The organism is Kitasatospora sp. NA04385 (assembly GCF_013364235.1).
Taxonomy (GTDB): Bacteria; Actinomycetota; Actinomycetes; order Streptomycetales; family Streptomycetaceae; genus Kitasatospora.
Genome location: NZ_CP054919.1, coordinates 4,694,323 through 4,720,121, shown reverse-complemented (window position 1 = coordinate 4,720,121; position 25,799 = coordinate 4,694,323). Strand labels below are relative to the sequence as shown.

At 75.8% G+C, this 25,799-nt stretch carries 18 protein-coding genes; 8 read left to right on the top strand and 10 right to left on the bottom strand.

Annotated features, from left to right (window positions below):
• Positions 1 to 160 precede the first annotated feature (160 nt).
• The 3 genes from HUT16_RS21155 (at position 161) to mscL (ending at position 2,891) form a co-directional block, all read left to right on the top strand.
• Positions 161 to 1,468, top strand: a complete 1,308-nt coding sequence (locus tag HUT16_RS21155; protein WP_176189686.1) for an MFS transporter — start codon at positions 161 to 163, stop codon at positions 1,466 to 1,468.
• 94 nt (positions 1,469 to 1,562) lie between these two features.
• Positions 1,563 to 1,874: an FmdB family zinc ribbon protein gene (locus tag HUT16_RS21150; protein ID WP_176189685.1), complete on the top strand. Its 312-nt coding sequence runs from the start codon at positions 1,563 to 1,565 to the stop codon at positions 1,872 to 1,874.
• A gap of 600 nt (positions 1,875 to 2,474) precedes the next feature.
• On the top strand, positions 2,475 to 2,891 hold the full coding sequence (mscL, locus tag HUT16_RS21145) for a large conductance mechanosensitive channel protein MscL (protein ID WP_176189684.1): 417 nt from the start codon (positions 2,475 to 2,477) through the stop codon (positions 2,889 to 2,891).
• A 5-nt stretch (positions 2,892 to 2,896) separates the two neighbouring features.
• Here the strand turns inward: mscL and HUT16_RS21140 are convergent, their stop codons facing one another.
• Together HUT16_RS21140 and HUT16_RS21135 are read right to left on the bottom strand one after the other, a co-directional pair.
• Entirely contained in the window at positions 2,897 to 3,085 is a 189-nt protein-coding gene (locus HUT16_RS21140) for a hypothetical protein (RefSeq protein ID WP_176189683.1), read from the bottom strand.
• A gap of 42 nt (positions 3,086 to 3,127) precedes the next feature.
• A complete protein-coding gene (locus tag HUT16_RS21135) occupies positions 3,128 to 4,099 on the bottom strand; it encodes an RNA polymerase sigma factor RpoD/SigA (RefSeq protein WP_176189682.1) in 972 nt (323 codons plus the stop codon).
• 322 nt (positions 4,100 to 4,421) lie between these two features.
• On the opposite strand from HUT16_RS21135, the gene HUT16_RS21130 reads away from it, so the two are divergent.
• Together HUT16_RS21130 and murJ are read left to right on the top strand one after the other, a co-directional pair.
• Positions 4,422 to 5,327 (top strand): phosphatase PAP2 family protein, encoded by a 906-nt coding sequence (locus HUT16_RS21130; RefSeq protein ID WP_176189681.1) that lies wholly within the window; start codon positions 4,422 to 4,424, stop codon positions 5,325 to 5,327.
• Between the two features lie 308 nt (positions 5,328 to 5,635).
• The gene (gene murJ, locus HUT16_RS21125; protein ID WP_254897915.1) at positions 5,636 to 7,741 is read left to right on the top strand and encodes a murein biosynthesis integral membrane protein MurJ; all 2,106 of its coding nucleotides are present in this window, start codon (positions 5,636 to 5,638) and stop codon (positions 7,739 to 7,741) included.
• Positions 7,742 to 8,640: 899 nt separating this feature from the next.
• On the opposite strand, the gene HUT16_RS21120 is transcribed toward murJ, so the two are convergent.
• Entirely contained in the window at positions 8,641 to 9,657 is a 1,017-nt protein-coding gene (locus HUT16_RS21120; RefSeq protein WP_368662704.1) for a LuxR C-terminal-related transcriptional regulator, read from the bottom strand.
• Positions 9,658 to 9,954: 297 nt separating this feature from the next.
• Here HUT16_RS21120 and HUT16_RS21115 point away from each other — a divergent pair, with 297 nt between their 5' ends.
• The 3 genes from HUT16_RS21115 to HUT16_RS21105 all read left to right on the top strand — a co-directional run bounded on the left by HUT16_RS21115 (position 9,955) and on the right by HUT16_RS21105 (position 11,561).
• Entirely contained in the window at positions 9,955 to 10,302 is a 348-nt protein-coding gene (locus HUT16_RS21115) for a hypothetical protein (RefSeq protein WP_176189680.1), read from the top strand.
• 250 nt (positions 10,303 to 10,552) lie between these two features.
• Complete coding sequence (locus HUT16_RS21110) at positions 10,553 to 10,837, top strand: hypothetical protein (protein WP_176189679.1); 285 nt, start codon at positions 10,553 to 10,555, stop codon at positions 10,835 to 10,837.
• Between the two features lie 31 nt (positions 10,838 to 10,868).
• On the top strand, positions 10,869 to 11,561 hold the full coding sequence (locus tag HUT16_RS21105; protein WP_176189678.1) for a response regulator transcription factor: 693 nt from the start codon (positions 10,869 to 10,871) through the stop codon (positions 11,559 to 11,561).
• An 82-nt stretch (positions 11,562 to 11,643) separates the two neighbouring features.
• On the opposite strand, the gene HUT16_RS21100 is transcribed toward HUT16_RS21105, so the two are convergent.
• The 7 genes from HUT16_RS21100 to HUT16_RS21070 all read right to left on the bottom strand — a co-directional run bounded on the left by HUT16_RS21100 (position 11,644) and on the right by HUT16_RS21070 (position 25,706).
• Complete coding sequence (locus tag HUT16_RS21100; RefSeq protein ID WP_176189677.1) at positions 11,644 to 13,170, bottom strand: SagB family peptide dehydrogenase; 1,527 nt, start codon at positions 13,168 to 13,170, stop codon at positions 11,644 to 11,646.
• A 53-nt stretch (positions 13,171 to 13,223) separates the two neighbouring features.
• Entirely contained in the window at positions 13,224 to 15,491 is a 2,268-nt protein-coding gene (locus HUT16_RS21095; protein ID WP_176189676.1) for a TOMM precursor leader peptide-binding protein, read from the bottom strand.
• A 28-nt stretch (positions 15,492 to 15,519) separates the two neighbouring features.
• Positions 15,520 to 18,789 (bottom strand): type 2 lanthipeptide synthetase LanM, encoded by a 3,270-nt coding sequence (lanM, locus tag HUT16_RS21090; protein ID WP_176189675.1) that lies wholly within the window; start codon positions 18,787 to 18,789, stop codon positions 15,520 to 15,522.
• Between the two features lies 1 nt (position 18,790).
• Positions 18,791 to 20,812, bottom strand: a complete 2,022-nt coding sequence (locus HUT16_RS21085) for an ATP-binding cassette domain-containing protein (RefSeq protein WP_176189674.1) — start codon at positions 20,810 to 20,812, stop codon at positions 18,791 to 18,793.
• 222 nt (positions 20,813 to 21,034) lie between these two features.
• Positions 21,035 to 23,494 carry an ATP-binding cassette domain-containing protein gene (locus HUT16_RS21080; protein ID WP_176189673.1) on the bottom strand — a complete coding sequence of 820 codons (2,460 nt, stop codon included), beginning with the start codon at positions 23,492 to 23,494 and terminating at the stop codon, positions 21,035 to 21,037.
• On the bottom strand, positions 23,491 to 24,363 hold the full coding sequence (locus HUT16_RS21075; protein ID WP_176189672.1) for an acetyl-CoA carboxylase biotin carboxyl carrier protein subunit: 873 nt from the start codon (positions 24,361 to 24,363) through the stop codon (positions 23,491 to 23,493). Before HUT16_RS21075 ends, HUT16_RS21080 begins: the two co-directional genes overlap by 4 nt.
• Complete coding sequence (locus tag HUT16_RS21070) at positions 24,360 to 25,706, bottom strand: cytochrome P450 (protein WP_176189671.1); 1,347 nt, start codon at positions 25,704 to 25,706, stop codon at positions 24,360 to 24,362. The genes HUT16_RS21075 and HUT16_RS21070 overlap by 4 nt, the downstream gene beginning before the upstream one ends.
• Positions 25,707 to 25,799 lie beyond the last annotated feature (93 nt).

Sequence of the window (25,799 nt, the reverse complement as noted above, 5' to 3'; positions counted from 1 at the left end):
AACCGAAGGCGGAAAGCCCTGATATACGCTTGTACATTCTGAATCGACCCTGATTTTCCACATCTGCCTGATGCAGAGTCGGCGCCCCGGCCCCGGTCGGCGCGCAAGAGGACGACCCTCGGCGCCGCCCGGCGCTACCAGGCAGCAGAGAGGACCGACCGTGGCGGCGCGCCGACCGGTCGACGACACCATCTCCCACGGCTCCCACGGCACCGGCTACGGCGCGCTGCTGCGCACCCCCCGGGCCTGGACCTTCCTGCTCCCCGCCCTGGTCGCCCGGCTGCCGTACGCCATGCTCAGCCTGGGCATCGTGCTGCTGGTCCACGACACCACCGGCTCCTACGGCCTGGCCGGCGCGGTCGCCGCGTCCTCCGCCGTCGCCCAGGCCCTGGTCGGCCCGCAGACCGGACGGCTCGCCGACCGCCACGGCCAGGCCGCCGTGCTGGTGCCCACCGTGCTGGTGCACGGCTGCGCGGTCGCCGCGCTGATCGCGCTCGCCCACGCCGGCGCCCCCGACTGGACGCTGTTCCTGGCCGCGGCGCCGGCCGGCGCCGCCGTGCCGCAGGTCGGCGCGATGGTCCGCTCCCGCTGGGTGCACCGGCTGGCGGAGCGGCCGGCCCTGATGAACACCGCCTTCGCCTTCGAGTCGGTCACCGACGAGTTCACCTTCGTGATCGGCCCGATGCTGGCCACCGGCATCGCCACCCTGGTCAACCCGTCCGTCGGGCTCACCGCCGAGGCCGCGCTCACCCTGGTCGGCGGCCTGGCCTTCGCCGCCCGCCGGGACACCGCGCCGGTGCCCACCGGCCCCGCCGCCCCCGGCGACCGGCGGGCCTCCGCGCTGGCCTCCCCGGGGGTGCGGCTGCTGGCCGGCGCCTTCCTCGGCCTGGGCACCGTCTTCGGCACCCTGCAGGTCTCGATCACCGCCTTCGCCGAGGACGCCGGCTCCGGCGGGCTCAGCGGTCCGGTGTACGGCGTCTTCGCGGCCGGGTCGATGGCGGCCGGCGTGCTCTACGGCCTCGTGCCGTGGCGCAGCAGCGCCCGGCAGCGGATGGTGGTCTGCTACGCGCTGCTGGTGCTCGGCTGCTCCGCCCTGTGGGCGATGCCGAACCTGGGCGCACTGGCCGTGGCCGGCCTGTTCTGCGGCCTGGCCATCGCGCCCACCCTGATCACCGGTTTCACCCTGGTCGAGGGCCTGGTCGCGAACGGCGCCAAGACCGAGGCGTTCACCTGGCTGACCGGCGCGATCGGCCTGGGCCTGGCCCTCGGCTCCACCGCCGCCGGGCAGTTGATCGACCGCTCCGGGCCCTCGCTCGGCTTCACCGTCGCGCTGGCCGGCTCCGGCCTCGGCCTGGTGGCGCTCGTCACGATGCGCCGCCTGCTGCTCGCTCCGGCGCCCGCGCCCCGTACCGTGGCACGGGGAGGCGGCGTCCGGGCGGAGGCCGCTCCGGCCGCGCGGCGCGGCTGAGCCGCTGGACTCCACCAGCGGAATGCCGCATCATGGACCGTCGTTAGCACTCATAGCGTGAGAGTGCCAGGGGGAGTGCAGGAGGAAGCGGAAAGTGCCCACGTACCAGTACCAGTGCACCGAGTGCGGCAACGGCCTCGAGGCGGTGCAGAAGTTCAGCGACGACGCGCTGACCACGTGCCCCGACTGCCAGGGGAAGCTCCGCAAGGTCTTCTCGGCCGTGGGCGTGGTCTTCAAGGGCTCCGGCTTCTACCGCACCGACAGCCGCTCCAGCTCCAGCAGCTCGGTGAGCGGCTCGTCCTCCTCGGCGGCCCCGTCCTCCTCGACCTCGACGGCGTCCTCGACCCCGTCGTCCTCGACCGGCGGCTCCAGCAGCTCCTCCAGCTCCGCGTCCACCGCGAGCTGACCCCCGCTTCCCCGCGGAGCCCCCGTCCGGCCGTCGCCGGGCGGGGGCTCCGTGCTGTTCCGGGGCAGGTCACGGGGGTTCCTCCGGACGGCGGGCGGGGCCCGGTCACGGAGCGGGGGCCGAACGGCCCAGCGGTTCACTCCCGGGGGTGAAGGGGGTTTTCCACAGGGGCGGGTTGTCCACAGGCCGGGGAAATCCGCGGCCGGGCTCCAGTGGGCGGACGCAGGATGGCCGTCGCGGTCCCGTCCGGGGCCGCGGAGAACCGTCGGAAGGCCCGCTGCCGTGACCTCCTCCGTGCTGCCCCCGTTGCCCCCGCTGCCCGCGGTGCTGGTGCCGCCGCGCCGCGAAGTGCCCGATTTCCCACCGATCCTGGGGGCGGCGCGCGGCCGCCACCGCTTGCGGGGCGCGCTGCGGCGGCGTCCCGGGCGGTGCGCGGCGGGGTGCCTGGCGCTGGCGGCCGTGCTGCTCGCCGGGCCGCCGCGGGGGGCTCCGCCGCCGCCCGGCCGGGCCCCGGCCGGGGCGGCCGGCTGCCCTGCGGCGTCAACCCGGTGACGCCGGATTCACCCGTGACCTCCGGGGGCGTCCGCCGTTCGACGCGGCATGAAAGGCTTCAAGGAATTCCTGCTCCGCGGCAACGTGGTGGACCTGGCCGTCGCCGTCGTCATCGGCGCGGCCTTCACCAGCGTCGTCAACGCGTTCGTCAAGGGCGTGATCAACCCGCTGGTCGGCCTGTTCGGCACCAAGGACCTCGCGGCCTACAGCTCCTGCCTCAAGGGCCCGTGCGAGGTGGACGCCGCCGGCAACGTCACCTCGGGCATCTTCATCCTGTGGGGCTCGGTGCTCAGCGCCGCGCTCAGCTTCCTGATCACCGCCGCCGTCGTGTACTTCCTGCTGATCCTGCCGATGAACCACTTCATGCGCAGGCGCAGGACCGAGGACGAGGAGGCCCTGGACGCCGAACTGAAGGAGGTCGAACTGCTCACCGAGATCCGCGACGCGCTGGTGCGCCGGGGCTGATCAGCTCACTTCTCCCCGTGGTGCGGGGGCCGCTGGCTGCGGTACCAGTCCAGCCCCCGCTCCCCCGACGGTTCGCCCCAACCGCGGTCGGTGTCGTCGGAGGTCTGCTGGTCGAACGGGTCCTTGAAGACCAGTCGGGGCCGGGGGCCGGGTTCGGTCCGGGGCTCGGGCTGCTGCGCGTCCGGGGAGGTCATGCCTCCACTGTAGGACGGCCCCGGGCCCCGGTGGCCCGCCCGCTACGCCGCCTCGAAGCCTGCGTGGTCGGCGATCTTCTTCAGTTCGGCCAGCGCGTGCTTCTCGATCTGACGGATCCGCTCGCGGGTCAGGCCGTGCTGCTTGCCGACCTCGGTGAGCGTCCGCTCGCGGCCGTCCTCCATGCCGTAGCGGCTGCGGATGATGGAGGCGGTGCGGTCGTCGAGGCGGCCGATCAGGTCGTCCAGCTCCTCGCGGCGCATCATCACCATGACCGCGTCCTCCGGGGAGACCGCGCCGGTGTCCTCCACCAGGTCTCCGAACTGGGTCTCGCCCTCGTCGTCGACCGACATGTTGAGGCTGACCGGGTCCCTCGCCCAGTCCAGGACGTCCTTGACGCGCTGCTCGGTGGTGTCCAGCTCGGCGGCGATCTCGGCGGGCTCCGGCTCGCGGCCCAGCTCCTTGGCCTTCTCGCGCTGCACCCGGCGGATCCGGCCGAGCTCCTCGACCAGGTGGACGGGCAGCCGGATGGTGCGGGACTGGTCGGCGATGGACCGGGTGATCGCCTGGCGGATCCACCACGTCGCGTAGGTGGAGAACTTGAAGCCCTTGGAGTAGTCGAACTTCTCCACGGCCCGGACCAGGCCGGCGTTGCCCTCCTGGATCAGGTCGAGCAGCGGGAGGCCGCTGCGCGGGTAGCGGCGGGCGACGGCGACGACCAGGCGCAGGTTGGACCGGATGAAGACGTCCTTGGCGCGCTCGGCGTCGTCCGCTATGGCCCGGAGCTCCTCGGTGGTGACGCCGTCGAGGGACTCCTCCTCGTCGAGCAGGTGCTGGGCGAAGACGCCCGCCTCGATCCGCAGGGACAGCTCGACCTCCTCCGCGGCATCGAGCAGGGGCGTCCTGGCGATCTCGTCGAGGTACATGCCGACCAGGTCACGGTCGGCTTCGAGGTTGGTCGGGCGGGCGGTGCGAGTCCGATCGGCCCTGTCGCGTACGACGGCACGGGTGGCCATGCTTGCTCCCTCACTGACGCTGCCGGGGGCGCTCCGTTCCGCCACTCGGCACAACCGTGTGGGCCGTTCGTGGCTCACACGTAACGATCCAACGCACAGAAATCGGACAACATTCCCAAGTGGCTCAGGTTTCCGTCGGGGATGCAGTATCCTGCCGATTTTCACTCGATCGGTACACGCAGAGTGACGCGTCCCGCACACCGGGCGGCCACCGTCCGGCACCGAATCGGTGCGGGGCCTTCGCGGGGCGTCCGCACAACCGATGCGCAATCGCTATCGCCCCAGCGCCGGTTCGCCGCCCGCCGCTGGGAAGGTGTCTGTCATGCACCAGTCCGCCGACCACGACTCCCGGGCGGCTGCCGACGGCCCGGACGGCGGTCGGCGCGGCGGCCGCTCCCCGGCCCGTCCTCCGGTACAACGCGCGGGGGCGCTCCGTTGTGCCTGGCCGGCCCTGGCGGGTGCGCTGGCGTTCGCGGTGCTGCTGGTCCTGGTGCGCTCCGGCTGGGCGCCGCTGGCCCGGTTCGACCAGGGCTGGGTGGCGCTGCTGCACCGGTACGCGCTGCGGCACCCGGTGTGGACGGCGGCCATGCAGACGCTGGGCGACCTGGGCGCGCCGTGGATGATGCGGACGGCGCTCGGGGCGGTCGCGGTGTGGCTGTGGGTGCGGGGCGCCCGGGTGCTGGCGGGCTGGGCGGCGGCGGTGGTGCTGCTGGGCTGGGCGGTCGGCGGGGCCGGGCGGGAGCTGATCGGCCGCGCCGGGCCGCACCTGGCCGACCCGGTGGCGGCCGCCCCCGGGGCGTCCTTCCCGGCCGGGCACGCGCTGGCCACCGCGGTGACCTGCGGGGCGCTGCTGGCCCTGGCGTGGCCGCGGATCGAGCGGCCGGCCCGGGTGGCGGCGGGCACCGCGGGGGCGCTGGTCGTGCTCGCGGTGGGCTGGACCAGGATCGCGCTGGGGCTGCACTGGCCGAGCGACGTGCTGGCCTCCTGGGCGGCGGCGGTCGTGGTGCTGGCCGGGCCCGCGCTGGCGGTGGAGCTGTGGCGGCCGGGGCTGATCGGCCTGGACGCGCGGCTGCTGCGCCGACGGACCGGGCCGCGGGTGCAGCGGGTGCTGGCGCCGCCGCTGGAGCGGGTGGAACCGCCGTCCCCGCCGCTGGGGCCGCCGGGAGCGCCGACCCCGCCGCCGGAACCGCTGGAGCCGGTCACGGAGCGCGATCCGGGCCGCTCCTGACGCACCGTGAGCAACGTCACACCGCGTTGCCCGCATCCTCCGCCCGGGGGAACGGCGTGGGCAGCATTCCGCGTGTTTCCGGGCGCAAACGGCGCTCCCGGGCGGGTGCGGCAAGGCCCCCGGACACCGGTGCGACCCGGTCGAACACCCCGCCGGTCGGCACCCGACTCCCCATCGGGTGCCGAAGTGGGGCAGACTTCTGCGGCTGGTGCACCCTGCAACCGGCAGGCGGAGCCCGGCCCGGACGGACCGACTCACCGCACTCATCCCACGCAGCGCCGGACGGGCACCGATCGACGGGGGGTCCGATGACCACGCACACCGCGGACGACTCCGGCGACCCGTACTCCCGGCAGGGCGGCCCGTACCCGCCGCCGCAGAACCCCTACCAGCAGCAGCACCAGGGCGATCCGTACCAGCAGCAGCCGGGCGGGTGGCCCGGGCAGGACCAGCCGACCATGCAGCTGGGCCGGATCCCGGCGCAGGCCTTCGAGCAGGCCGGCTGGTCGCCGTACGCCCCCGAGTACCCGCCGCAGGCCCCGGAGCGCCCGGTGCCGCCGCCGCGGACCGGGCCGGACCCGGCCGCCGGGGCCCCGAAGCCCGCCGCGGCCAAGCCGGCCGCCTCCACCGGCCGCAACGGCCTGATCATGGCGCTGGGCTCGCTGGCCTCCCGGGCGCTGGGCTTCGTGCGCAGCGCGGTGATCGTGGCGGCGCTGACCACCGGCCCGGCCGGCGAGGCGTTCAACGTGGCGAACTCGCTGCCGAACATCGTCTACATGATGCTGCTCGGCGGCGTGCTGGCCTCGGTGTTCGTGCCGGAGCTGGTGCACGCGATGCAGACCCACGAGGACGGCGGCCAGGCGTACACCGACCGGCTGCTCACCCTGTGCGGGGTGATCCTGGTGGTGCTGACGGTCGGCGCCTGGCTGTTCGCCCCGCGGATCGTCGACCTGTACTCCGACTTCAACGACCCCGTGAAGCGCGAACTGGCGATCACCTTCGCCCGGTACTGCCTGCCGCAGATCCTCTTCTACGGCGTGTTCACCCTGCTCGGGCAGGTGCTGAACGCCCGCGACCGGTTCGGCGCCATGATGTGGACGCCGGTGCTGAACAACGTGGTCGCGATCGCCGTGTTCGGCGGCTACCTGGCGATGGGCCGGCACGCCCACGCGGCGAGCGACGTGAGCAGCGGGGACGCCCTGCTGCTGGGCCTCGGCTCCACCCTGGGCATCGTGGTGCAGGCCGCCGCGCTGCTGCCCTCGCTGCGCTCGGCCCGCTTCACCTACCGCCCGCGCTTCGACTGGCGCGGCGCGGGCCTGACCCGGCCGCTGCGCGCGGCGGGCTGGGCGCTGGCCCTGGTGCTGGCCACCCAGCTGTCCTTCGCGGTGATCACCAGCCTGAGCACCGGCGCGGGCGACGCCGCGTACCGCGCGGGCATCCCGGGCGGCCGCGGCTTCTCCGCCTACAACAACGCCTACGCGCTGTTCGTGGTCCCGCAGGGCGTGATCACGGTGTCGCTGGTGACCGCCCTGCTGCCGAGCATGTCGCGGGCCGCGACGGCGGGCGACTACCGGAAGATCGGCGAGGACCTGGCGGGCGTGCTGCGCTCCTCGGCGGCGATGGTGGTCACCGCGGCGGTGCTGTTCTTCGCGCTGGGCTCGCAGATCGCGATGGCCGCCTACGGCTACGGCTCCGGGTCGTCCGTGCACGACGACGCGATGGTGGTGGGCCTGCTGCTGATGGCCTTCGCGGTCGGCCTGCCCGCGTTCTGCGCCCAGTACGGCCTGGCCCGCGGCTTCTACGCGATGGGCGACGCCCGGACGCCGTTCTGGCTGACCCTGGTCTCCACCGGCACCAACGCGACGCTGTGCTGGGTGGCGTACGAGACGCTGCCGCTGCGCTACAAGGTGATCGGCATGGCGGTGGCGCACACCGTGGCGGCCACCCTGTCGGCGGTGGTGACCGGCGTGGCGCTGGGCCGCCGCCTGGCCAAGGGCGCGCCCCCGGCGGCGGTGCCCGCGCCGCGGCGGGAGGCGGCGGGCGGGAACCCGGACGCCACGATGGTGCTGCGCACCGACTCCTTCGCGCCGGGCGCCAACGCGACGCTGGACCTGGGGACGCGCGGCGGGCGGCGCGGCAGCGGGCTGGAGGGCGGCCGGCTGGTGGTCCTGCACCTCGGCCTGGTGCTGGCCTGCCTGCCGGGCGCGCTGGCCGCGCACTGGCTGGCGGGACGGTTCGGCGCGGGGCTGTTCGGCAGCCTGACGGGGCTGGCGGCGGGCGCGCTGGCGGTCCTGCTCTCGCTCTTCGTGCTGGCCCGCCCGCTGGGCGTGGGCGCCTCGGTGGCACCGTTCGCCCGCAAGCTGCGCATCCCGTACCCGACGCCGACGCCGAACAGCGGCAAGCACCGCCGCTGAATCCGCCCGCGGCGGACGGCGAACGGCTGTCGGGGCGGCCCCCTGCCACCCGCAGCAGGCCCCGGACAGGCGGGAAGCGCCTGCGGCGGGCCCGGACGGGCGGGCCTGGGCGGGCGGGCCTGGGCGGAAGCGCCTGCGGCGGGCCCCGAGCGGCGGACAGCCGTGACGGATCGCCTGCGGCGGGGCCGCGACGGCGGACAACGGCGACGGGCCGTGGTGCCCGAACCGCCTGCGGGGAGCCACCCCGGTGGACGCCGACCACCCGGACCGCCTGCGGCGAGCCGTCGACGACGGGCCGCAGCAACGAATGACGGCAGGACACCAGCACCAGGAGCGCCTGCGGCGGGCCCGGACGGGCGGGCCTGGGCGGGAAGCGCCTGCGGCGGGCCCCGAGCGGGGAGCAGCCGTGACGGATCGCCTGCGGCGGAGCCGCGACGGCGGACAACGGCGACGGGCCGTGGTACCCGAACCGCCTGCGGGGAGCCACCGCGGTGGACGCCGACCACCCGAACCGCCTGCGACGAGCCGTCGACGACGGGCCGCAGCAACGAATGACGGCAGGACACCAGCACCAGGAGCGCCTGCGGCGGGCCCGGACGGGCGGGCCTGGGCGGGAAGCGCCTGCGGCGGGCCCCGAGCGGGGGACAGCCGTGACGGATCGCCTGCGGCGGGGCCGCGACGGCGGACAACGGCGACGGGCCGTGGTGCCCGAACCGCCTGCGGGGAGCCACCCCGGTGGACGCCGACCACCCGGACCGCCTGCGCCAAGCTGTCGGCGACGGGCCGCAGCAACGAATGACGCACCAGGAGCGCCTGCGGCGGCCCCCAGCACCGGAAGCACCCGCAGCGGGCGCCGGACGGCGGGCCTGGGCGGAAGCGCCTGCGGCTGGCGGTAGGGGTCAGGCGGGGGCGTCCTCGGGGGTCTCCAGCCAGCCGAGGGCGGCGACCTGGATGCCGGCCTGGAAGCGGCTGCGGGCGTCCATCCGGACCATCAGGTCGGCCATCATCCGGCGGACGGTGCGCAGCGAGACGCCCAGGCGCTGGCCGGCGCGTTCGTCGGTGAGCCCTTCGGCGAGCAGGCGCAGCAGTTCGCGTTCCTGGCCGGTGAGGCCGCGCAGGTCGCGCTGGGGGCTCTCGCCGAGCGGGCGGGCGTGCTCCCAGACCTGTTCGAACAGGGCGCGCAGCGCGGCGACCACGCCGGGGCTCTGCAGCAGGACGGCGCCCTTGCGCGGGTCGTCGGGGTCGATCGGGACGATGGCGGTGGCGTTGTCGACCACGATCATGCGCAGCGGCAGGGTGGGCGTGGTGCGGACGGCGCCGCCGAGGCCGTGCAGCCAGCGGGCGTACTGGACGGTGGCGGGGTCGTTGCGGACGCTGTCCTGGTAGACGGTGCGCATCCGGACGCCGCGTTCCAGGGTCTCCTGGTCGAGGGCGCGGCTGGCCTCCATGACGGGGGCGGGCTGCGGGCCGCCGGGGGCGAAGGAGAGCACTTCGGCGGTGGCGTCGCAGGCGAGCTGGATCAGCCGGTCGCGGACCTGGTCGAGGCTGGAGAGCATCTCGATGCCGCGCTGTTCGCCGGCGGCGGGGGCGTGGATGCTGGCGTACTCGGCGATCAGGCCAGCCATCGCGGCGCGGCTGCGTTCGGCCTCGCGCTGGCGGCGGGCCTCCTCGGCCTCCTGGTGGGCGAGCAGGGCGGCGAGGCCGCGCTCGGGGTTGACCGCGCGCCAGCGGGTGCCGCAGCTGGCGGGGCGGGTGAGGGCGAGGTCGGCGAGCCGGTCGAGGGCCTCGCAGACCTCGGCCTCGGTGGAGTCGAGGTGGCCGGCCAGGCCGCCGGTGTCGAGGTCGGGGTGGAGCAGCATGGCGCGGTAGACCGCCTCGCCGAACGCGTCGAGCCCGACCGGGCCGTCGGCGGTCAACAGTTCGTCCGCCCTGTGCCCGGCCCGGTGCCCGTCCGCGTGGTTCTGCCCATCGTCGACCTCCCGCGCGCCGTGCCCCGGCGTGCCCCCCGGTTTCCCGCTGATGTCCGCCGGTTCCCGCTGACCGGGCGTCAGACTAGCGCTGACCGGTCACCCGGGAGAACCGGCTTGCGGAGATTCTGTCGCACAGTTGGGCGAACCGTGAAGGGTGCCGGGGAACTGTCATATTCGTGCCTGGCGGGGATGTGACACCCGTGGCACCGCCCGGATCGGCCCGCGGTTTGTCACGCTGGAGCGATGTACGCGATCCGCCTGGAGCTCCTCCCGCCGCCCGCGGGGGAGGGCTGCCCGGACGCCGCGGGGCCGGGCCCGGTGCGGACGGCGCTGCTGCGGCTGCCGTTGGAGGGGGCGCGGGTGTGCCACGCCCGGGTGCACGGCGGTGTCCGGCTGCGGGAGGGCGTGGACGGGCTGGCGGCGGTGTGCTTCCTGGCCGCCCCCTCGCTGCTGGCGGCGGAGTGGGCGCTGCGGGCGGGTACGGCGGGGCTGGTGGGGCCGGGCGGGCCGCTGGCGGGCTGGTCGGTGGCGCGCTGCGAGGCCGATCCGTGGATCGCGCTGGGCCGGTGGCAGGACCGCGCCCGCAGCTGACAGTACATCAACAACCCGGTGCGGGAGCTGTCCTCAGAGTGTCACGGCACTCTGGTGCCAGCCCCGGGTGCTGACACGGAGGTGCCACCGGGAGCACTCTCGTTGTTGTCGGCAGGACGACGGAGCGGGAACCGCGGCAGCAGCCCCCGGCGGGGGACGCGGAGCGCACCGGACGCCTGACGGCGGCTCACACCACACTCCCCGGTGGCAGCCCGGGGATCAGCCGAACGCGAGAGGACCGGGCACTCCCATGTCGCTGAACATCCGAATTGTCGCGATTGCCGTACTTGGTGCACTGACCGTGGGTGGCGTCGCCACCGCCGCCGAACTGGCCGGGCCGGCTCGGCCGGGCAGCGTGGTCACCGCCGACGGGGTGGTCCTGGACGGCCCGGGGCAGCCCGCCGGCGCGGGGGCGCAGGCGGTCGTGATCGGCCCCGGCGTCTCCGACCCGACCCCCGTCCCGTCCGGCAGCCCGACCCCGACCAGCAGCCCGTCCGGCGGTGCCCAGGAGTCCGGCACCTGGGGCTGGGGCTGATCGGGCCGGAACGGACCGGGGAGGCGCGCGGATGACGACCGCACTGGAACGCCCGCTGGGGCAGCGGGTCATGACGCACCGGTTCCCGTCCGCCGATCCGGCGGCCACGGGCTCCACCAGGGTGCTGCTGGCCGACGGGCACCACCTGTTCCGCTCGGGACTGGGTGCCCTGCTGGACCGGGAGGAGGACCTCGCGGTGGTCGCCGAGGCGGCCGGCGGCGAGGAGGCGGCGGCGGCCGCCGCCCGGGTGCGGCCCGCGGTGGCGGTGCTGGGCCTGGACCCGGACCAGCCGGACGGGCCGGCCCCGGCCCGGCAGGTGCAGCAGGCGGCGCCCGGCACGGCGGTGCTGCTGCTCGTCCCGGCCCTGCCGCGGACGGCGGAGCTGCGGCGGGCGCTGGTGGAGGGCGCGGCCGGGGTCCTGCTGAAGGACGTGCAGGCGCCGGCGCTGATCGCGGCGGTGCGCGAACTGGCCCGCGGCGGACGGGTGTACGACCCGCGGCTGGTGCTGGACGTGGTGCGGGCCGGCCAGGCCGGACCGCTGAGCCGCCGGGAGCTGGCGGTGCTGGGCGAGATCGCCGAGGGCAGCACGGTGCGGGAGGCGGCTGCGGCGCTGTCGCTCTCACCGGGGACGGTGCGCAACTACGTCTCGGCGGCGATCGCCAAGACCAGGGCCCGCAACCGCTGCGACGCGATCCGGATCGCCCGCGAGTGCGGCTGGCTGTAGGGCAGGCACGAGGAGACGCAGGCTCGCCGACGACCCGTCAGATTCCCGCTGACGGGTCGCAGGCGCGTCTGCGCACGGGTGTTCAGAAGTTCTCGCCGAAGCCCTCCCCCGCGCGGGCGGCGTCCACCACGTCCGCGAAGCCGTGCGCGGTGCGCGGCACCCCGGCCGGGCGGCTGCCGATCAGGAACTCGCCGACCGAGGACTCGGCCGTCCAGTCCAGGCCGAGCGCCCGGGCCGCGGCGTCGGTGTCGCCGGAGCCGAGGCCGCACGGGGCCAGGCCCATCGCGGTGGCCACCAGGTAGAGCGTCTGGTAGAGCACGCCGACGTGCTTGAGGGTCAGCGCGTACGCGATCTGGCTGTACTTCCAGGACAGCCGGCCGAAGCGGCTGGTGACGGTGAGCAGCACCTGCGGGTCGACGGTGCAGGCGGTGGCGCGCCAGGCGGCGGTGACCAGTTCGCTGAACGCGGCCTCCTCACCGGGGTGCTGGAACGGGCGCGGGCGCAGCCGGTGGGCGGCGGCGTCGTAGCGGTAGACGCCGGGCTCCAGGCCGACGCACTTGACCACCGAGAGGTAGACCTCCAGTTCGCCGGTGGCGCCGCCGGCCGGGTAGGGGCGTTCGACGCCGTCGTAGCCGTGCGGGTCGGCCGGGTCGCCGGGGATGACCCGGCGGACCCGGGCCACCCGGTAGAGCAGTTCGGCGAGCTGGTCGAGCGTGACGGGGGTGTCGGCGTAGCTGCGCACCGAGCGGCGGCCCTCCAGGACCTCGCTGAGCGCGGGGTCGCGGGCGACCACGGTGTCCCAGTCGGGCACCGGCAGGTCGATGCCCTCGCCCTCCTCGCGGGCGCCGGGGGCGGAGACGGCGGGCAGTTGCGGGACGTCCTGGTGGGCGAAGACGCCGCCGGTGGGGTAGTCGTGCCGGCCGGGGCGGCTGCGGGCGTGGAACAGCAGGTCGTGGAAGTCCCAGAGCGGGGCCTCGGCGCCCTTGCCGGCGTCCAGGAAGCCGCCGCCGGCCAGCAGTCCGGCCAGCGCCTCGCCCTCGCCGGTGGACATCCCGGCCAGCAGGGCGGCCTCCTCGGCGGTGCGGGAGGCGCTGAGCGCCGTCACGAAGGCCCCGGCGGCGGCCTGGTGGAGGGTCAGCCGGAACGGCGCCATCGGCGATTCGAGGACGCAGCTCTCGCCGTCCCGGCCCTGGCCGTCCGGCAGCCGGCGCAGGTAGGCGAACCGGGAGAGCACCAACTCGCCGGTGGGACGGGCGAATCCGGGCAGTGCGGCGGAGCGGGCGATCGGCACGGCGGTGGCCAGCGGGGTGCCGAGCGGGTCGGCGACGGTGGTGGTGACCAGGTACGGGAAGCGTTCGAGCAGCTTCAGCAGCCGGACGTGGTCGAGCGCCAGCAGGTCGAGGTCGGCGTCGGCGCGGGTGAGGTCGAGCAGGGCGGCGACGGTGCGCTCGCCGAGCGCGTGGACGCGCTGGCGGCCCCACGGGTGGGCGAGTTCGACGTCGCCGCCCTGGGCGGTGACCTCGACCTCGGGGCGCAGCCGCAGCAGGCGGCGCAGCGGGTGGTGGCCCCCGGTGGCGGGGGCGGGCGGCAGGGTTTCGATGACGGTCATGGGGACCTCCCCGGATGGGCGGGGCAGCCGGGCCCGGCTGCCCCGCGCGTCGGTCAGATGAAGATGGGGATCGGGTTGAGCTCGCTCTCCGGGGTCGGGGTGTCCAGCCAGCCGAGCCGGACCGGGACGTCGTAGAGCCGGCCGGGCGCGAACCTGGCCCAGAAGTGCCGCATGCCGGGGACGATCACCCGGGCGACGGGCAGCCCCACGTCGGGGCGGGTCTGGTCGGCGACCAGGAACTCCATGCCGCGGTCCTCGACGATCCGCTGGACGAGCGCCAGGTCGTCGGCGAGGTCGGCGCCCGCGAGCGGGAGCCAGCTGGCGGGGGTGGAGCGCGGGGCGTGCGGGTCGGGCAGCAGGTAGGGCTGGTTGGCGACGGTGGCGGTGGTCCACCAGGCCTTCTGCTCGGGGTCGGCGCCCGCGTAGCCGACCTTGCCGTGCTCGTCCCCGGCGACCGGGCCGAGGAACTGGTTCATCTCGGTCAGGGCCCGGGTGAGCGCGATGTGCGGGTCGAGGTGGGCGCCGAAGGCGATCAGCACGTCCTCGTTGGTGCCCGAGCCGGGCGCGGCGTCGATCCGGCGGGAGAACGCGCCGACGACGGGGATGCCGAAGTCGGCGGTCAGGTCGAGCGCCCAGATCTCCCGGCGCAGGCCGCGGTAGACCTCGCGGAGCTGGTCGACGTACGGGTCGCCGAAGGAGTCGAGGTCGACGGCCGGGCGCTGGACGCGGTTGTACCACCAGAGCGCGACGGCGTCCCGTTCGACGAGTTCCAGGAAGCCCTGGAGGACGGCGTCCTCGAAGGAGGTGCCGGCCGCGCAGCCGTTGGAGTCGCCCGCGGCGTAGAACCGGCCGCTGTGCCGGTAGCCGTAGTACATCGCCTGGGTGGGCAGCCAGCGGTGGCGCTGCTCGGTGAGCGACCAGGCCGGGGACCACTCGATCGGGTCGTCGGCGCGGAACGGGACGGGCACGATGTTGAACATCGACTGCTTGACGTTCCAGCGGTCGCGTTCGGCGTACTGCCTGGCGGAGTAGAGCAGGGTGCGCTCGGGGTGGATCGCGGCGTCGCCGAGTTCGGCGTAGGTCGCGGTGCGGCGGGCCTCGTCGCCCTGGAAGACGCCGGAGAAGCGCTCCATCGCCTCGCCGAGCGCGGAGGCCCGGGCCTGCACGTCGGTGCGGCCCTTGCCGCAGGAGACCGAGCGCAGGCCGGTGCGCAGCTGCTTGAGGTCGCCGCTCTGCCGGGACAGGTTCTGCCCGGAGACGTAGACCCGCAGGCCGGTAGGGGTGCGGGCGGCGGGGACGAGGGTGGTGACCACGCCGGTGATCGGGCTGAGCTGGGGGCGGTACTTCTCCAGCATGTCCTCCGGCGAGGCGGAGCGGTGGCCGCCGTCGGCGGTGAACGCCTTGGGCCGGGACTCGAAGCGGACGGGGGTGAGCTGGCGCAGCGCCACCATCGCGTCGTCGCCGCAGGACGGGCACTGCGGGCGGCGGACCAGGACGTGCTTCTCGCTCTCCAGCAGCACGGTGTCCAGGGTGGTGACGGCGGGCTGCGGCGGGCGGGCGCCGGCCAGCCACTTGGCGGTCTCCAGGGCGGCGAGCTGGGTGCCGAGGGCCAGGGTGGCGGGCAGGTGGGCGCCGGCGGTGGAGATCGGCTGGTCCTGGCCGAGGCGGTGCTGGAGGTAGCTGAGCGACTGCCGGTTGGCGGACAGCCGGTGCGCCAGGCACTCCCAGCAGCCGGAGCCCTCGGTGCCCCCGGCGTCGGGCTCGAAGACCGGGCCGACCCAGACGATCGAGCCGACCGGGCGGGCCAGCAGCCAGGGGCGGCCGTCGGCGAGGGCCTGCCGGTTGCGTTCGGCCAGGCCGGGGTGGAGGTAGTCCTCGGTGAGCGCGACGGTGAACTCGGCGTCCTGGTCGACGGTGACGCCGGCCGCGGCCAGCGCGGCCAGGAACGGTGCGGGGTCCAGCTCGCCGTGGACCTCGACCCGGACGGTGGCGGCGCGCAGCGCGGTCATCGCGGTGTCGCCGTCCTGCCCGGCCATCTCGAAGAAGGCCGCGCCGGGGCGGTCGGTGGCCGGGTCGGCGGCGGTGACCCAGCCGCCGGCCCGCAGCTTGTCGACGCCCGCGCGGAGCTTGTCGGCGGGGACGACGCCGTCCAGGGCGGCGCCGATCTGCTCGGCGGTGCGGGTGCCGTCCAGCAGCGGGGCGAGGGCCTGGGCGAGCCTGCCGTCGACCACCGAGACGCCGCGCTCGGAGACCAGGTAGACGGCCTCGCCGTCGACCACGTACGGGGTGAAGTGGCGTTTGAAGCCGATGAGTTCGGACATGGCGGGTACTCCTCGAAGCGGCGCGCGGTCAGCGCAGGGTGGCGAGCGGGGCGGCGGAGGCGTCGTGCAGGCGCAGCAGCAGCAGGCCGACGGCGACGGTGCCGTCCAGCGCGCCGAGGTTGACGGCGTCGTGCGCGGCCCGGTCCGGGAACCAGGTGCCGTGCAGGCGGTGGCGGGTGAGCAGTTCGCGGACCATCAGGGCGGCGGCCTCGCGGCCGTCGTAGAACGGGCCGGGCAGCAGCGCCTCGGTGTCTTCCGGCAGCGTGTGGACCAGGCCCGCCTCGGCGGCGGTGAGCGCCTCGGTGGCGGCGGAGAGCAGGGCGCGGCCGGTGAGGGCGGCGAGTTCGGGGCCGGTGACGGGCGGGGCGAGGGCGCCGAGGTCGGCCTGGTCGACGGCGTCGGCGCCGAGCGAGACGGCGGTGTCGAGGCAGGCGAGGCGGCCGGATCGGGTGCCGGTGGCGAAGCGGTGGGCGTGCAGCCGGGCCCGGACGTCCTCGGGGTCGGCGAGCAGCGCGGGGGCTTCGGCGAGGGTGCGGGCGAGGGCGGCGGCGATCGAGTCGGTGCCGCCGGGGACGAGCTCCAGGAAGTCGAACGCGGTTTGCTCGTCGGTGAGTTGGTCGAGCGCCCCGGCGGCCAGCACCCGGATCGCCTGGTCGGTGTCGGGGTGGCTGCCGCCGGCGGCGCGGCGCAGTCGCAGCAGGTTGAGCAGCAGGCCGGCGGTGCCCAGCGGGACGTCGCCGTGCGGGATCTTCACCGGGCGGCCGGGCCGGTTGGAGGCGGATTCGGCGACCGTCATGGCGCCGGGCACCAGGGCCTGGGCGGCGGTGAGGAAGTCGGTCTCGCCGAGCAGCAGGCCGCCGCGGGCCAGGCCGTGGATGATCGCGCCGGGGCCGAAGAAGCCGCCGGGGACGGGGGCGCCGGAGGCCAGCCGGGAGTCGCCGGCGAAGGCGAACGCCTTGGGTTCGGCCGGGTCGATGAGGGCGGCGGCCTCGGCGAGCAGGCCGTGGGCGGCCCGGTGGAAGCGGGGTTCGCCGGTGGCGGACCAGAGTTCGGCGAGGTACAGGGCGATGCCGAGGGTGCCGGCGGTCAGGTCGGGGCCGAGCACCTCGACCTGGCGCAGGCCGGTGCCCGGGTACCAGCCCTGGGCGACCCAGCCGGTGCCGCGCCGGGCGTCCAGGATCCGGTCGCCGATCGCGACGGCCTCGGCCAGCAGCTCGCCGGGGGTGGGCGGTTCGGCGGCGAGCGGGCGCGGCGGGGTGGCGGCGGCCGGCGGCTCGACCGGCTCGGCGGCGGGCTGCTCGGTGCCGGCCCGGGCGGCGTCCACGCAGCCGGAGAGCACGGCGACGTGGGTGTCCAGGTCGAAGCCGTCGAGTTCGGCGACCCGCTGCTGGAGGCGCTGCCAGCCGGTGGAGCGGAAGTGCCCGGGGATCTCGCGGCCGTCGGCGGTGAACACCGAGGAGGAGGTGGTCAGCGAGCGGAAGAACGGGATGTCCAGGGTGCGGAAGGAGTCGAGCTCGGCGAGCACCACCTCCAGCAGGTCGCCGCGCTCCGGGTCGCCGGAGCGGGCGGTGACGGCGCCGCGCAGGGCGCCCGCGATGACGGTCTCCCGGGTCGCGCCGTCGTCCAGGGCGAGCGGGCTGGTGGAGGCGCGCAGGATCTTGTAGCCGTCCCAGGTGTGCCGCCAGATGTAGCGCACCCACACGCCCCGGAACCCGCTCAACGGGCCGTCGTGGTCGGCGAGTTCGCCGCGGATGCGGTACAGCGCGCCGTGCATCTCGCGGTAGCCCTCGACCACCTCCTCGGTGTACTGCCACGGGTCGGCGGGCTGTCCGTCGTGGACCGGCCGGTAGGCGGTGATGGGCAGCGCGGGCACGCCGGGGACGACCTCCAGGCTGCCGACCCGGGACAGGCAGCCGATGTCCAGGGCGTCGGTGCGCCCGGCCGGGGTCCAGGCCTGGAAGGCCATCGCGGTGCGCACCACGGTGGTCTCCAGCTCGTCCAGCAGGGCGTGCTGGGCGTCCTTGAGCACCGGCGGGTTCTGCACCCGCGGGTAGAGCAGGCACTCCAGGTCGATCAGCACCGGGTGCTCGCCGTCGGCCAGCAGGTTGTCGGCCCACATGTCGCGGCCCTCCAGCAGCTGCACCAGCCGGATGGTCATGCCCAGGCGGCGGTAGAACCGGGCGAAGCCCGCGCGGTCGGCGCAGGGGCGGGACGGGACGAGCTCCTCCCAGCCGTAGTCGCCGGAGCAGTCGGTGCTGAGCGAGGCGCCGTGGCCGTCGTCGCCGCGGTCGGAGCGGATCAGCACGGTGCGCAGCGGCAGGTCGAGGGAGAGCTCGCGGTTGAGGCGCTCGACCAGGCCGAGGAAGGCGGTGGCGTGCCGCATGTCCTTGGGCTTGTAGACCACGCCGGCGCCGCTCTCGAAGCGCAGCAGCGCCACCGAGCGGCCCTGGGCGTGCCGGTCGCCGGCGTCGCCGTGCACCGAGTCCAGCGCGCCCGGGTCGGTGCCGCCCCACATCTCGGCGACCAGGCCGGCCCGGTCGGCGGAGAGGCGGGCGAACATCTCGGTGTACATCTCCTGCCACTGCCGGCACACGGTGCCGATCAGGTAGGCCAGCGCGGGCAGCCGCTCCAGCCGGGCCAGCCAGCCCGCGGCGGAGGCGTCCGGGCCGCCCTCGGCGTCCCAGGCGGTGGCGCGGGGGCGGCCGGTGGCGAGCTGGAACTCCTGGCACAGGGTGAGGTTGGCGACCTCGACCAGCCGTCCGGTGAGGGTGCCGACCACGTCGGCGCGGCCCTTCGCGGTGACCGGGACGCCCAGCACCGAGCCGTCCCCGGCGGGCAGCAGGGCGTCGGCGGCGGCCCGGAAGCCGGCCGCGACCGCGCCCGGGCCGGTGGCGGGGGCCTCGCTCTGGGCGCGCAGGAACACGGCCAGCGGGTACGCCCAGGAGGGCAGCTTGGCCGGGTCGGCCAGCCGGACGCGGCGCAGGCCCTCGCCGAGCGGACGGCCGGTCTCGGCGAGGTGGTCGAGCAGCACCCCGGCGGAGCGCTGGTCGCCCGCGGCGCGGCGCAGCCAGGTCTCGACGGCGGCGGCGCGGCTGCGCCGGTCCTCGCCCTGGTCGGGGGCGAACAGGGCCTGCCCGTCGTCGCGGGCGGCGGCGCGTTCCTCGAAGCTGGCCGCGGCGGCGATCACGGCGTGCAGCCGCTCGTCGGCGCCGGGCAGGCCGGGCAGCAGGGCGGTCGTCGGGGCCGCGTGGCCCGGGGTTCCGGCGGTGCGGAGCCAGGTCTGAACGTCGAGCGACATCTCACATCTCCTGGAAGCGGGCGAGGCGGGTGAACAGGGGGTCGGTGCCGAGCAGTTCGCGGTAGGTGCCCTCGGCGGACACCCGTCCCCCGTCCAGCACGTAGATCCGGTCGGCGGTGCGGATGGTGCTCAGTCGGTGGGCGATCACCAGGCGGGTGCGGTCGAGGCCGGCGACGGCGTCGGCGACCCGTTGCTGGGTGGTGTTGTCGAGCGCGGAGGTGGCCTCGTCGAGCAGCAGCACGGCCGGGTCGCGGACCAGGGCGCGGGCCAGCAGCAGGCGCTGCACCTGGCCGCCGGAGAAGCCCTGGGCGTCCTCGCCGACCCTGGTCCCCAGGCCCATCGGCAGGGCGCGCAACTCGTCGGCGATGCCCGCGAGTTCGGCGGCGTGCCAGATCCGGTCCTCGGTGACGTCGGGGTCGGCGCCGGCCAGGTTCTCCAGCAGCGAGCCGCGCAGCATCCGGCCGTGCTGGAGCACCGAGCCGAGCTGGCGGCGCACCAACCGGGCGTCCAGGGAGGCGAGTTCGCGGCCGTCGTAGCGGATCGCCCCCGACTCGGGCCGCTCGAAGCCGAGCAGCAGCCGGATCAGGGTGGACTTCCCGGCGCCGGACGGGCCGACCACGGCGACGAACTCGCCCGGCTCGGCCCGCAGCGACACCCCGTCCAGGGCGGGCAGCGCGCTGCCCGGGTAGCGGAACACCACCTGGTCCAGGGCGAGTCGGCCCCGGAGGCGGCCGGGGTCGGCGAGCCGTCCGGCCCGCTCGGCGGCGTTCACGGCCGGTTCGGCGAGGATCGGGCGCAGCCGCTCCAGCACCGGAGCGACGCCGTACGCGCCGGCCGCGGCGTGGGTGACCTGGCCGAGCGCCAGGGCGACCTGTCCGGCCGCCACCCCGGCGGCCATCAGGTGCCCGGCCTCGGCGGCCGAGCCGAACGTCGCCCCGGCCAGCAGGACGGCCAGCAGCAGCGGTTGGAGCGCGGTGGTGAGGGCGCCGGACAGCGCCTCGCTGCGCATCGCGGCGGCGTCGGCCCGCTTCTGCCCGGCGAACGGGACGGCCCAGCGGGCGAAGGCCTGGATCTCCCGGCCGGCGGTCTGGATCTTGTCGATGCCCAGCAGCAGCCCGTACAGCACGCCCTGCAGCTGCCCGTGCGCCGCGTAGACCTGCGACTCGTGCTCCTGGCGGCGACGGCCGAGCAGCAGCAGCGCGACCGTCACCGCCAGCACGGCGAGCAGCAGCAGCCCGCCGAGCCGCCAGTCCACCAGCAGCAGGACGGTCAGCCCGGTGACGGCGAACACCGCGCCGAGCACGGCGCCCACCAGCACCTCCGAGAGGGCCTGCCGGGCCTGCGCCACCGCGTTCGCCCGGTGCACCAGGTCACCCGTGGTGTAGTCGCGGAAGAACCTGGCGTCCTGGGCCAACAGCCGGTCCCAGACGGCGGGTTCGAGCGCGTGCTGCACCCGGCTGGTGAGCCGGACGGCGGCGGTGTTGCGGACCAGCGTGAGCAGCCAGGACGCCGCCACTGCGGAGCCCAGCAGCACGGCCAGCCAGCGCACCGGGTGCCGTTCGGCCAGCAGCAGGCCGGGCAGCAGCACTCCGGTGGAGAGCGGGACGAGCAGGCCGAGCAGCGCCGACACCAGACCGGCCACGCTGAGCACCGCCAGGTCCCGGCGGGCACCGGGCACGGCGAGGGCGAAGCGCAGCAGGTCGGCCGGGGTCGGGCACCCCGGCGGCAGCGGCGGGTACAGCAGCAGCGCCTGGCGGCTCAACTCCGCACGGGTGGCAGCCCGTTCGGAGTCCGGGTCGTGGCGGCGGTGCCGCCCGGCCCGGGGTATCAGGGCGATCGGCCGGCCGTCGTCGGCGGCGAACGCCACCATCGGCCCGGCCGTGCCGGTCTCGTCCCCGCCGGCCAGGGTGACCGGGCGCCAGCGCACTCCGGCCCGGCGCAGCAGCGCCGTCACCGGGTCGGCGGCGTCCCGCACCGCGGCGGGCACCTCGACGGGCACCGGTACGCCCAGCGCCCGCAGCACCTCCCGCGCCTGGTCCGCGCGGTGGCGGCGCTGCCGGCGTGGTGCCGCCGGGGCGCGGGGAGGTGTGCGGGCGGCCGGCGGCGGTGCCCAACTCGGCCAACGCGTCCGCGAGTGCGGTCCGGTTGGCGGCCGCGGTGGCGTCGACCCGGGTCGCCGGGTCGCGCTCGGTGTCCGCCGCGGCGGTCCCTTCCCCGCCCCGACGGGCGGCGGTGGTGGTGGTGCTCATGCCTGCTCCTCCGTCCGGACGGGCTGCTTGTCGGTGCTCTGGGGGGTCTCGGGGGTCTCGGGGGTCTCGGCGGCCTGCGGGGTCTCGGCGGCCGGGGCCGGGTCGGTGGTGGCGGTCGGCGCCGTCCGCTCCGCCTCGCGCAGCAGCTCCCGGTAGGGGCCGTCCTGGTCGGCGAGTTCGGCCGGCGGGCCCTGCTGGACGATCCGGCCGGCCCGGATCACCACGACCCGGTCGGCGGCCCGGATGGTGCTGAGGCGGTGGGCCAGGACGAGGCAGCTGACGCCGCGGCGGCGCAGGTGCGCGTTGACGGCGGCCTCGGTGTGGGCGTCCAGGGCGCTGGTGGCCTCGTCGAGCACGACCAGCGCCGGGTCGAGGGCCAACGCCCTGGCGATCTCGATGCGTTGGCGTTCGCCGCCGGACCAGTTGCGGGCATCCTCGTCGATCGGAGCGTCCAACCCGCCGCGGCGGCGGACCAGTTCGGCGGCCTCGGCGTCGGCCAGGGCCCGGTGCAGGGCGTCCTCGCCGACCGAGGGGTCCCAGAGCGTCAGGTTCTCCCGGACGGTGCCCTCGAAGAGGCGCAACTGCTGTTCCACGTAGGCGACCTGGCCGGTGACGACACCGCGGTGCCAGTCGTCGCGGGGGCGCCCGTCGAGCAGCACCTCGCCCTTCCAGGGGCGCAGCACGCCGGCCGCGAGCCGGGCCAGCGTGGACTTGCCGCTGCCGCTGCCGCCGACCACGGCGACCCATTCGCCGGGGGCGATCCGCAGCGAGATCCCGGTGAGGGCGGGCGGCCGGTTGGGGTCGTAGCCGAACTCCAGGTCGCGCAGTTCGAGTTCGCCGCGCAGCCGGGCGGGTTCGGCCGGGGCGTCGAGGACCGGGGCGAGGTACGGGTCGACCTCACTGGTCTCGATGTCCTCCAGCAGCGCGTTCTGCGCCCGGGCGACGGTGAACTCCGATCCGGTGCCGACCAGTTGGGAGACCGGCAGGAGGAAGCCGTTGAGCAGCAGCAGGAAGGCCAGCAGGGTGCCGAAGGAGAGCGAGCCGGCCAGCAGCAGGGCGGTTCCGGCGATCACGGCGGCGGCCGCGGCGGCGGAGTTGAGCGCGCCGGGCAGCGAGAGCGGCACCAGGACGGTTTCGGCGACCCGCTGCCCGGTGTGCGCGGCGCGGGCCTGCCAGCCGGCCCAGGAGCGGAACAGCGCGTCCTCCGCGCCCTCCGCCTTGACCGTCTCGATCGCCGACACCCCGGCGAAGGCGACGCCGTCGCGCTTGTGGCCCTCGGCGTGCAGCCGGTGGATCATGCCGCCGCGCCGCCGGTCCGCGGAGCGCAGCGCCAGCGCGTCCAGCACCGCGACGGCGACAGGGATGACGGCGAGCTTCGGGGCGAGCCAGAGCAGCGCGGTCAGGTGCACGGCGGCGGCGGCCAGCGAGGAGGCGGCGCCCGCCACCCGGTAGGAGAGCAGGTTGGCCAGGCCGTCGTTGAGCTGGACGCGGGTGACCAGGCCGCCGAGTTGGCGGCGGTGGAAGAACGCGCCGGGCAGCCGCAGCATCCGCCACAGGAAGGCCGCCGAGGAGCGGGCGGCCATCGCCTCCAGCACCCGGTTGACCATCGCGGAGCGCAGCCAGTTCCCGGCCAGGACGAGGCCGGTGACGGCCGCCCCGGCCAGGGTCAGCGGCAGCGCCCAGCCGCTCGCGCCGCCGTTGACCACGGCGGCCAGGTAGGTGCGCAGCAGGAACGCGGAGGCCACGCCGGGCACCGTCATCAGCATGCCGACCAGCACCGCGACCAGCATCGGCCAGGCGTACGGCCGCATCCGGGCGGTGAGCGAGCGCAGCAGCGGGAAGCGGCGGCCGCCGCGTTCGAAGTCGGGGCCGGGCTCGAAACCGACGGCGATGCCCGCGAACGACTCCCAGAACTCGGCCGGGGTGGCCGAGTAGGAGCCCAGCGAGGGGTCGTTGACGTGCACCCGGCCGCGCTTGACGCCCTCGAAGACGGCGAAGTGCGGGCCGGTGACCAGCACCATCGACGGCACCGGCACCGCGTCGAGGCCCTCCAGCCGCTCGTCCTCGCGGCGCACCACCCGGCGGCCGCGGGCCAGCAGCCCGTACCGTCCGGCGGCGCGGGCGACGGCGGCCGCGCTGACCCCGTCCCGGCTGACCCCGCAGGCGCGGGACGCCTCGTTCAGCGTCACCCGCCGCCCGAACGCGCCGAGCACCACGGCGAGGCAGGCCGCCCCGCAGTCCTGCTCCTCCATCTGCGGCACGACGGGCGTGCGCAGGTAGCTGCGCTTCTTGGCCTTCCCGGCCGCTCCGGTCTTTCCGGCCTTCCCGGCCTTCCCGGCCTTACCGGTCGCCTTCGGCGGGTTCGCCGTTCCGGTCTCCGGTGCGGCCGGGCCGCTGTTGGCGGTGCGCGGTTCGGTGACGGGCGGCTCGGCGGTGGCGGCCCGGACGGGCTTCATCGCTTGGCCTCCTGTCCGAGGACCGCCTGGTACGGGTGCCGGCTGCCGAGGTCGACCCGGACGTCCAGCGCCAGCGGGCCGTCCAGCACGACGCCCTGCGGGAGCCGGGCGTACGCCACCCAGACGGGGGCACTGCCGGCGGGCAGGCCGGGGACGGCGACCGGGAGGGTGCCGTCGAGCGAGTCGGCGCGGACGGGCAGCGCCTCGACCCGGTCGACGACGGCGCGCACCGCTCCTCCGCCGGGTGCCGGGACGAGCACGGGCAGGCCGGGGGCGAGCTTCGCCGCGTCCCGCGGGTTGTCCAGCAGCAGCCGGACGGTGGCCGGCGCGGCGGCCGGGTCCAGGGTCAACACGGGTTTTCCCGGCGCGAGTTGATCGCCGGGGGCGACCAGCAGGGCGCTCACGGTGCCGGCTTCGGGGGCGGTCAGCCGGGCGGTGTCCGTGCCGTCACCGACCAGCGCCAGCACCTGCCCGGCCGCCACCCGCTCGCCCGGACGCACCTCGAACTCGACGACGCTGCCCGCGCGTTCGGCGGCCACCCGGACGGGGGCGTCGCCGTGCGCGGCGACGGCGTGCACGGTCATGGTGTGCGGGAGCCTGCCCCACACCGCCCAGCTCGCGCCCGCGCCGACGGCCAGCACCAGAGCGGCACCGGCCAGCCACAGCCGGGTCCCGACCAGCCGCACGGGCTGGTCGAGTCCGGGCTCCAGCACGGCGGCGGCCCGCGCGGCGGCTACGGCGGTGCGCGACTGCTGCGCCTTGGCGTCCGGCGTCCCGGTGCTCGGCGTTCCGGTATCCAGTGCCTCGACGTCCGGCGCCTTCGCGTCCGGTGCGTCGGTGTTCTGCTCGGGTTCGGTCACGGTGCTCATGCCGCCACCTCCAGCGGTTCGGACAGCGGCGCGGACGGCGTCGCGGACGGCGGCGCGGACGGCGGCGCGGACGGCGGCGCGGACGGCGGTTCGATCTGCGATTCGACCTGCGGTTCAACCGGCGGCGCGGTCCGCAGCGGGCAGGCCACCGGCAGTTCGCGGACCCCGCCGAAGGCGAACTGCTCGTTCAGGCGGGCGGTGGACTCGGTCAGGGTGGTGCTCAACTCCCGTACGGCGTCGGCCTCGGCAAGGCCGCGCAGGACGGCGGAGCCGGCGATCAGCGAGAGCGGGGCGCCCAGGCAGTGGTGCGGGCCGTGGCCGAAGGCGAGGTGCTGGCGCTCGGGCCGGTCGGGGTCGAAGCGGTCGGGGTCGGCGAAGCGGCGCGGGTCCCGGTTGGCGGCGGCGTACAGCAGCATGGCGACGCTGCCCGCCGGGACGACGGTGTCGCCGAGCACGACCTCGCGGGTCAGGGCCCGGGCGCTGGCGCGCACGGGGCTGCCGAGCCGCTGGGCCTCGTCGAACACGGCGTCGGCCAGCGCGGGCCGGTTGCGGACCCGGGCGGCCAGGCCGGGGGTTCGGATCAACTCCCAGGCGGCGACGGCCAGTCCGGAGGTGAGCGTCTCCAGACCGTTGGCTAGCAGCATCACCACGAAGGCGAGCAGTTCCTCGGTGTCGAGCCGGCCCTCGCCGCGCGCGACGGTCAGCCGGCTGATCAGGTCGTCGCCGGGGGCGGCGGCCCGCGCGGCGCACAGCTCCTCGACGTAGGAGTGGAACGCGGCGAACTCGGCGTCCAGTTCGGCGGCTTCGGGCCCGGTGCCGAAGGGATCGAGCATCGCGCGGGCGACCAGGCCCGCCCAGCCGGTGATCCGGCCCTGCTCGGAGTCGGGGACGTCGAGGATGGCGCAGGAGACGGCGACCGGCAGCGGAACGGCCAGGTCGGCGACGAGCTCGAAGGAGCCGGAGGCGATCAGCGGGGCGAGCAGCCGGGCGGCGGTGGTCTCGATCCGCTCGCGCATCTGCTCCAGCCTGCGGTGGCTGAACGCGGCGGTGGCGAGCCGCTTGAGCCGGGTGTGGTCGGCGCCGTCGCGCATCGGCAGCATCCGGTTGACCACCTTCAGCAGCGCGGTGTTACCGGCCCTGGGCAGTCCGACGGTGGTCGGGTCGACGTTGGTGCCCGGGTTCATCAGGACGGTGAGGATCTCCTGGTGCCCGGAGACCACGTACAGCGGGCCGAGGTCCAGGACGGGCGCCTCGGCCAGCAGCCGGCGGTAGAGCGCGGGTGGGTCCTGCTGAGCGGCGGGCTGCTGGATGAACCGCGTCAGCTCGTGCCGGAGGCTGTCCATGCCCGGCTCTCCTTCAATCTGGCGGTATGGCTGGGTCGTTGGGGGCCGGTGCGGGGTGCGGGGGTGGGCCGCCGGAGAGCGGACCACCCCCGC

What these genes read in the sequence shown, in the direction of transcription:
- HUT16_RS21130 (WP_176189681.1), top strand. Translation starts at nt 4,422, where the DNA reads ATGCACCAGTCCGCCGACCACGACTCCCGGGCGGCTGCCGACGGCCCG.
- HUT16_RS21105 (WP_176189678.1), top strand. Translation starts at nt 10,869, where the DNA reads ATGACGACCGCACTGGAACGCCCGCTGGGGCAGCGGGTCATGACGCAC.
- HUT16_RS21100 (WP_176189677.1), bottom strand. Translation starts at nt 13,170, where the DNA reads ATGACCGTCATCGAAACCCTGCCGCCCGCCCCCGCCACCGGGGGCCAC.
- lanM (WP_176189675.1), bottom strand. Translation starts at nt 18,789, where the DNA reads ATGTCGCTCGACGTTCAGACCTGGCTCCGCACCGCCGGAACCCCGGGC.
- HUT16_RS21070 (WP_176189671.1), bottom strand. Translation starts at nt 25,706, where the DNA reads ATGGACAGCCTCCGGCACGAGCTGACGCGGTTCATCCAGCAGCCCGCC.
- mscL (WP_176189684.1), top strand. Translation starts at nt 2,475, where the DNA reads ATGAAAGGCTTCAAGGAATTCCTGCTCCGCGGCAACGTGGTGGACCTG.
- HUT16_RS21080 (WP_176189673.1), bottom strand. Translation starts at nt 23,494, where the DNA reads ATGAAGCCCGTCCGGGCCGCCACCGCCGAGCCGCCCGTCACCGAACCG.
- HUT16_RS21110 (WP_176189679.1), top strand. Translation starts at nt 10,553, where the DNA reads ATGTCGCTGAACATCCGAATTGTCGCGATTGCCGTACTTGGTGCACTG.
- murJ (WP_254897915.1), top strand. Translation starts at nt 5,636, where the DNA reads ATGACCACGCACACCGCGGACGACTCCGGCGACCCGTACTCCCGGCAG.
- HUT16_RS21095 (WP_176189676.1), bottom strand. Translation starts at nt 15,491, where the DNA reads ATGTCCGAACTCATCGGCTTCAAACGCCACTTCACCCCGTACGTGGTC.
- HUT16_RS21140 (WP_176189683.1), bottom strand. Translation starts at nt 3,085, where the DNA reads ATGACCTCCCCGGACGCGCAGCAGCCCGAGCCCCGGACCGAACCCGGC.
- HUT16_RS21135 (WP_176189682.1), bottom strand. Translation starts at nt 4,099, where the DNA reads ATGGCCACCCGTGCCGTCGTACGCGACAGGGCCGATCGGACTCGCACC.
- HUT16_RS21075 (WP_176189672.1), bottom strand. Translation starts at nt 24,363, where the DNA reads ATGAGCACCGTGACCGAACCCGAGCAGAACACCGACGCACCGGACGCG.
- HUT16_RS21115 (WP_176189680.1), top strand. Translation starts at nt 9,955, where the DNA reads ATGTACGCGATCCGCCTGGAGCTCCTCCCGCCGCCCGCGGGGGAGGGC.